Consider the following 5682-nt stretch of genomic DNA (forward strand, 5'->3'; position numbering starts at 1 on the left):
GGACGGCACCGAGCCCGGCCTCGGCCCGGTCGCCGCCGACACCGACCGGGCCGCGGCCCGCAAGCTCATCGAGAGCCTGAAGACCAAGGGGCGCGGCCCGAAGACCGGTTACGACCGGGACGAGTTCGGCTACGCCTGGATGGACACCGCGGACGGTGTGCCGCTGGCGAGGAACGGCTGCGACACCCGCAACGACCTGCTGAAGCGCGACGGCGAGGAGGTGCGCTTCCGCTCCGGCTCCAACTGCGTGGTCATCGCGATGACGCTGCACGACCCGTACACCGGCACGACGATCGAGTGGCGCAAGCAGAAGGCGAGCGAGGTCCAGATCGACCATGTCGTGCCGCTGTCGTACAGCTGGCAGCTGGGCTCCTCGCGGTGGCCGGAGAGCAAGCGCAGGCAGCTGGCGAACGACCCGCTCAACCTGATCCCGGTCGAGGGCCGGGCCAACTCGTCCAAGAGCGACTCCGGGCCCGCCTCCTGGCTGCCCCCGAGCAAGGGCATCCGGTGCGCGTACGCCGTCCGGTTCGCCCAGGTCGCCGTCAAGTACGAGCTCGCGGTGACCGCGCCGGACCGGCAGGCCATGCTGCGACAGTGCGGCGGCTGACCCGGGCCCGGTGGGTCGGGGAAACGCGCTCGGTTTCGAGCCGCCGGGCACCTACGCTCCAGCGCGTGGGCCGCCCCGGCCCTCCCCGCGCCTGAGAACGGAACCCCCATGACCACCTGGACCGCCCGCGCCGAGACCGCCGCCGACGTCGCCGCGATCCGCGGCATCGTCCTCGCCGCCTTCCCCACCGCCGAGGAGGCCGACCTCGTCGACGCCCTGCGCGCCGACCCGGACGCCTGGATCGAGGGCCTGTCCCTGGTCGCCCAGGCCCCCGACGGCACCCTCGTCGCTCATGCCCTGCTCACCCGCTGCCACGTCGACGGCGAACCCGCCCTCGCCCTGGCCCCGTGCGCCGTACTGCCCGCGCACCAGCGCACCGGCGCCGGCTCCGTGGCCGTTCGCGCCGCCCTGGACGCCGCCCGCGCCCTGGGCGAGAACCTCGTCCTCGTCCTCGGGCACGCCGGCTACTACCCGCGGTTCGGCTTCACCCCGGCCTCCCGCTTCGGCGTCCGCGCCCCCTTCGAGGTGCCGGACGAGGCCATGATGGCCATGGCCCTGGACGACTCCCGCCCGGTGCCCACCGGCACCATCCGCTACGCCGGCGCCTTCGGCGTCTGACCGCCCCCGTGGTCCGGCACCGGCGTCAGCCGCCCAGCGCGTCCAGGTCCAGGACCTGACCGGAGGGCGCCTTCGCGGCCACCGGCTCGTCGTACGCGCTGAAGGTCATCGTGCCGGGGTCCGTCGGGGACGCGCTGTCGAAGCGCAGCAGGTACGGCTTGCCCTCGGTGGCGACGTACAGCGTGTTGCGGTCCGCGCCGTCCTTCTCGTGCAGGACGAGCGCGGGCCTGTCGCCGACGGTGGCGGCCTTGCCGCGCGTCACGTCCTGGCCGGAGCTCTCCATCTCGCCGAGCATCGAGTCCAGGTCGCAGAAGCCCGCCAGGTCCTTGGCGTCCTGGCCGGTGGCGGCCATCTTGGTCCACTTGCCGGCCAGCATCGCCACGGCCGCGTCGGTGTCGGCGGCCGGCTCGCCCTCGCTCTGGGCGCGCAGGAACTTCTCGTCGTACTTCATGTAGAGCGTGCCGCCGGTCTTGATCAGCTCGGCCCGGCCCTGGCCGTCCAGGCTCATCGTGCCGGCGCACTCGCCCTGCCGGTCCATGGCCAGGTCGATCCGGATGGTGCCGCCGCTCTCGTCGTCGGGGACGTCACCGGCCATGCGCAGCGAGCGCGCCCCCTTGGTGGCCTCGACGGCCCGGTCGGCGATCTGCGCCCCGGTCAGTCCGGCGAACGGGTCGGCGGGCGCGGACGGCTGCGCCGGCTTCGACGCGGACGCGGAGGCCGGGGCGCCGGACCCGCCGGCCCCCTTGTCGTCCTGGTCGGACTGACAGCCGGTGAGGGCGGCGGTGGCCGTGGCGGCGAGGCAGAGGGCGACGAGAGTGGTGCGCCGCATGAGGGCTCCTTGGTGGTGCTGGGGGTGGTTCGGTGGGGCGAGGCGTTGGGGGAGGGGCGGGTCAGCCGGTCTTCTGCCAGTCCGAGCAGCCGACCGTCTTGAAGTAGGCGTCCGAGGCGCTGATCCGCACGACCGCCGTGCCGGAGACGTTGTTGTTCGCGATGATCGACTCGAGCGAGTGGTCGGCGTTCTTGGCGCGCTCCCAGTAGCACATGTCGTCCGTGTTGCCCGTGGACTTGTAGGTGCCGGGGGCGATGTCGGTGCCGACCGCGAACATGCCGCCCTCCCCGGACATCTTCGAGGCGGGAGTGCCCTTCGCCTTCGGGTCGACGGCCTCCCAGTCGCCGCAGCCGTTCGACTTGAAGAACTTGTCGGTGGCCTTGACGGTGACGTAACCGGTGCCGGTCACATTGTCGTTGGCCAGCAGCGCGTCCAGCTCACCCGAGGCGTCCTTGGCGCGCTCCCAGTAGCACATGCCGTCCGTGTTGCCGGTGGTGCGGTAGGTGCCGGGCTTGACGTCCGAGCCGACCTCGAAGTCGCCGTCTCCCCCGATCGCGGCCTTCTTCTCCGCCTCCGCCGTGTCCGTCCCCCCGGTCGAACCCGCGTCCTTCTCGCCACCGGACTGCTGCCCGGCGGACGCCGAAGAGCTCTTGCCGTCGGACCCGCCGTCGTCGCCGCCGGAGGTCGCCGAGACGGCTCCGATGACGACGATCCCCACGACGGCGCCCAGCGCGACCTTGCCCTTCATGCCCATGGCTGTGTCCCCTCCCGTGCGGCGACCGCCTCCTGTTCGGCGGTTCGCTCGTTGGCGAGGTCAATAAGAACAGACTCTGTGAACCGAGTCAACCAAGTTCACAGAGCAAGCCGAGTACACGGCCGTGAATGCGTCGATCCACACCACCTCGCTATGCTCGTCGCCACACAGGGACGAGGGGAGCCGCACCGGTGCAGGACAACGCGACTGAAGTGACCGCCGCCGGAATCGCACGGCTCGCCGGTGTCGGCCGCGCGGCCGTGAGCAACTGGCGCCGCCGGCACGCCGATTTCCCCAAGCCCGTCGGCGGCACCGAGACCAGCCCCTCCTTCGCCCTCGCCGAGGTCGAGGACTGGCTGCGCGGCCAGGGCAAGCTCGCCGAGGTCCCCCTGCGCGAACGCGTCTGGCAGCAGCTCGCCGGCCACCCCGAAGGCCCCGTCACCGCCCTCACCCACGCCGGCTGCGTCCTCCTGCTCATCCACGACCGCCCCACCGACTGGCTGGAGATGAGCGCCGGCTCCGACGAGCGCCTCGCCGCCCTGCTGCCCGCCGCGCTCGACCAGGTGCTCACCCCCCGCTTCGGCACCGGCCGCGACCGCACCGTCCCCACCCCGATCAGCCCCCGGCTGCTGCCCTCCGTCCCGCTCCTGCGCGGCGCCGCCGAACTCGCCGCGGCCCAGGGCGCACGCCAGACGTACGAGTTCCTGCTCGGCCGACACCTCGACGCCAACCCGCGGCAGTACACCCTCACCCCGCCCCAGCTCGCCGAGCTGATGGCCGAACTCGCCGGCCCCGCCCGCACGGTCCTCGACCCGGCCTGCGGCACCGGCACCCTGCTCCGCGCGGCCGACGCCCACCCCGGACAGGAGCTGTACGGCCAGGACAGCGCCCCCGAACTGGCCGCGCTCACCGGACTGCGCCTCGCCCTGAGCACCACCGCCGCCGTACGCATCGCCGCCGGCGACACCCTGCGCGCGGACGCCTTCCCCGAGCTGCGCGCCGACGCCGTCCTGTGCCACCCGCCGTTCAACGAGCGCAACTGGGGACACGACGAACTCGCCTACGACACCCGCTGGGAGTACGGCTTCCCGGCCCGCACCGAGTCCGAGCTGGCCTGGGTGCAGCACGCGCTGGCCCGGCTGAGGGACGGCGGCACGGCCGTCCTGCTCATGCCGCCCGCCGCCGCCTCCCGCCGCTCGGGGCGCCGTATCCGCGCCGGTCTGCTGCGCCGGGGCGCGCTGCGGGCCGTCGTCGCCCTGCCGGCCGGCGCGGCACCCCCGTACAACCTCCCGCTCCACCTGTGGGTGCTGCGCCGCCCCGAGAAGGCACCCGCGCAGCCCGAGGTACTGCTCGCCGACGCCGGGCAGTTCGCCGGCGAGGGACGCGGCGGGCCCGACTGGCGGGCCGTGCGCGAGGCCGTCCTCGACGCGTGGCGGGACTTCGACCGCGCCGGACACCTCACCGAACGCCCGGGCCTGGCCCGCTCCCTGCCCGTCATCGAACTCCTCGACGACGACGTCGACCTCGCCCCGGCCCGCCATCTGCCGCCGCCCACGGCCGCCGACGGCGCCGAACAGCTCACGGACGTCCGCGAACGCCTCGGCGAGACCCTGCGCCTGGCCGCCGACCTCACCCCACCGCCCGCCGGCACCGCACCGGCCGCGCCCCGCTGGCCCCTCACCACCGTCGGCGAACTCGCCCGCGGCGGCGCCCTGACGATGCGCACCGGCACCAACGGCGGCCACGCGCGCGTGCCCGTCCTCACCGACCTCGACGTCCTCGCCGGCACCGCCCCCTCCGGCACCCTCCCGGAGAGCGACGAGGAACCCGTGCTCACCGAGGCGGGCGACGTCGTCCTGCCGGTCCTCGGCGGCGACTCCGTCGCCCGCGTCGTCGACGACGCCACCGCCGGCGCCGCCCTGGGCCGCCACCTCGTCCTGCTGCGCCCCGACGCGGCCGCGCTGGACCCCTGGTTCCTCGCCGGGTTCCTGCGCGGCACCGCCAACAACCGGCAGGCCAGCAGCTACGCCTCCACCGCCACCCGCCTCGACGTGCGCCGCCTCCAGCTCCCCCGGCTCCCGCTGGAGGCACAGCGCCGCTACGGCGCCCGCTTCCGCGCCCTCGACGAGTTCGAGCGGGCGCTCAGGCACGCGGGCCGCCTCGGCGAGCAGCTCGTACGCGGCATGTACGACGGCCTGACGGACGGCACGGTCGCCCCCGACTGAGGCCCCGGGCACGGGAAGTGACCAGCACGACAACGGTTCGGTACAACCCGGGGCCGGTTGTCCGTGTCGGCCTATACGCTCGATGCCGACAACGTCGGTCCCCGTCCCAGGTACCAGGAGCAGCCATGCATGGCCACGGCTATCAGCCGCCGGTGAAGCAGCCACCCGCGACGGGCTGGCTGATCCTGCTGCGCGTGCTGTTCGTGGCCCTCTCCGTGATGACCATCGGCATCCTCGCCTGGTCGATGCTGCTGCGGCTGGCCATCGTGACGCGCAAGCCCCTGGACTGGGGCCTGTTCGTGGCCGCGACGGCCGCGGACGTGCTCGCCCTCGTCCTCATCGGCACGGAACCCGGCGACGAGATCCACACCCCGGCCGGCTGGACCGGCATGGCCCTGCTGCTGGGCACGCTCGTGGCCGCGCTGGCGTACTACCTGGCCGCCGACGTCCGCCACTTCCACCAGCTCCGGTACGGCGGCGGCTACGCACCGCGGCAGGCCCCGGCACCGGGGTACGGCTATCCGCAGGCCCCGGCGACGCCGTACACCGGCACCACCGTCCCGCAGACGGCCGGCCGGCCGATGGTGCCCCGGCCGCACCACACCCCGCCCCCGATGCCGCCGACCCCGACCCCGATACCGACCTCGCC

Annotated in this window: 6 protein-coding genes; 4 read left to right on the top strand and 2 right to left on the bottom strand. The window is 74.0% G+C overall.

Annotated elements, in window-relative coordinates:
* A partial coding sequence (locus GTW67_RS04785) for an HNH endonuclease family protein (protein WP_161163544.1) occupies nucleotides 1–607 on the top strand: 607 nt, incomplete at its 5' end.
* Nucleotides 608–715: 108 nt separating this feature from the next.
* Entirely contained in the window at nucleotides 716–1225 is a 510-nt protein-coding gene (locus GTW67_RS04790) for a GNAT family N-acetyltransferase (protein ID WP_161163545.1), read from the top strand.
* A 25-nt stretch (nucleotides 1226–1250) separates the two neighbouring features.
* Here the strand turns inward: GTW67_RS04790 and GTW67_RS04795 are convergent, their stop codons facing one another.
* On the bottom strand, nucleotides 1251–2054 hold the full coding sequence (locus GTW67_RS04795) for a hypothetical protein (protein WP_161163546.1): 804 nt from the start codon (nucleotides 2052–2054) through the stop codon (nucleotides 1251–1253).
* Nucleotides 2055–2115: 61 nt separating this feature from the next.
* On the bottom strand, nucleotides 2116–2808 hold the full coding sequence (locus tag GTW67_RS04800; RefSeq protein ID WP_161163547.1) for an Rv1352/Rv1906c domain-containing protein: 693 nt from the start codon (nucleotides 2806–2808) through the stop codon (nucleotides 2116–2118).
* Nucleotides 2809–2999: 191 nt separating this feature from the next.
* On the opposite strand from GTW67_RS04800, the gene GTW67_RS04805 reads away from it, so the two are divergent.
* A complete protein-coding gene (locus GTW67_RS04805; protein ID WP_161163548.1) occupies nucleotides 3000–5033 on the top strand; it encodes an N-6 DNA methylase in 2034 nt (677 codons plus the stop codon).
* Between the two features lie 152 nt (nucleotides 5034–5185).
* On the top strand, nucleotides 5186–5682 hold a 497-nt coding region (locus tag GTW67_RS04810; RefSeq protein ID WP_161163549.1), incomplete at its 3' end, for a hypothetical protein.

Origin of the sequence: Streptomyces sp. SID5910, assembly GCF_009862125.1 — a bacterium.
Lineage (GTDB): Bacteria > Actinomycetota > Actinomycetes > Streptomycetales > Streptomycetaceae > Streptomyces.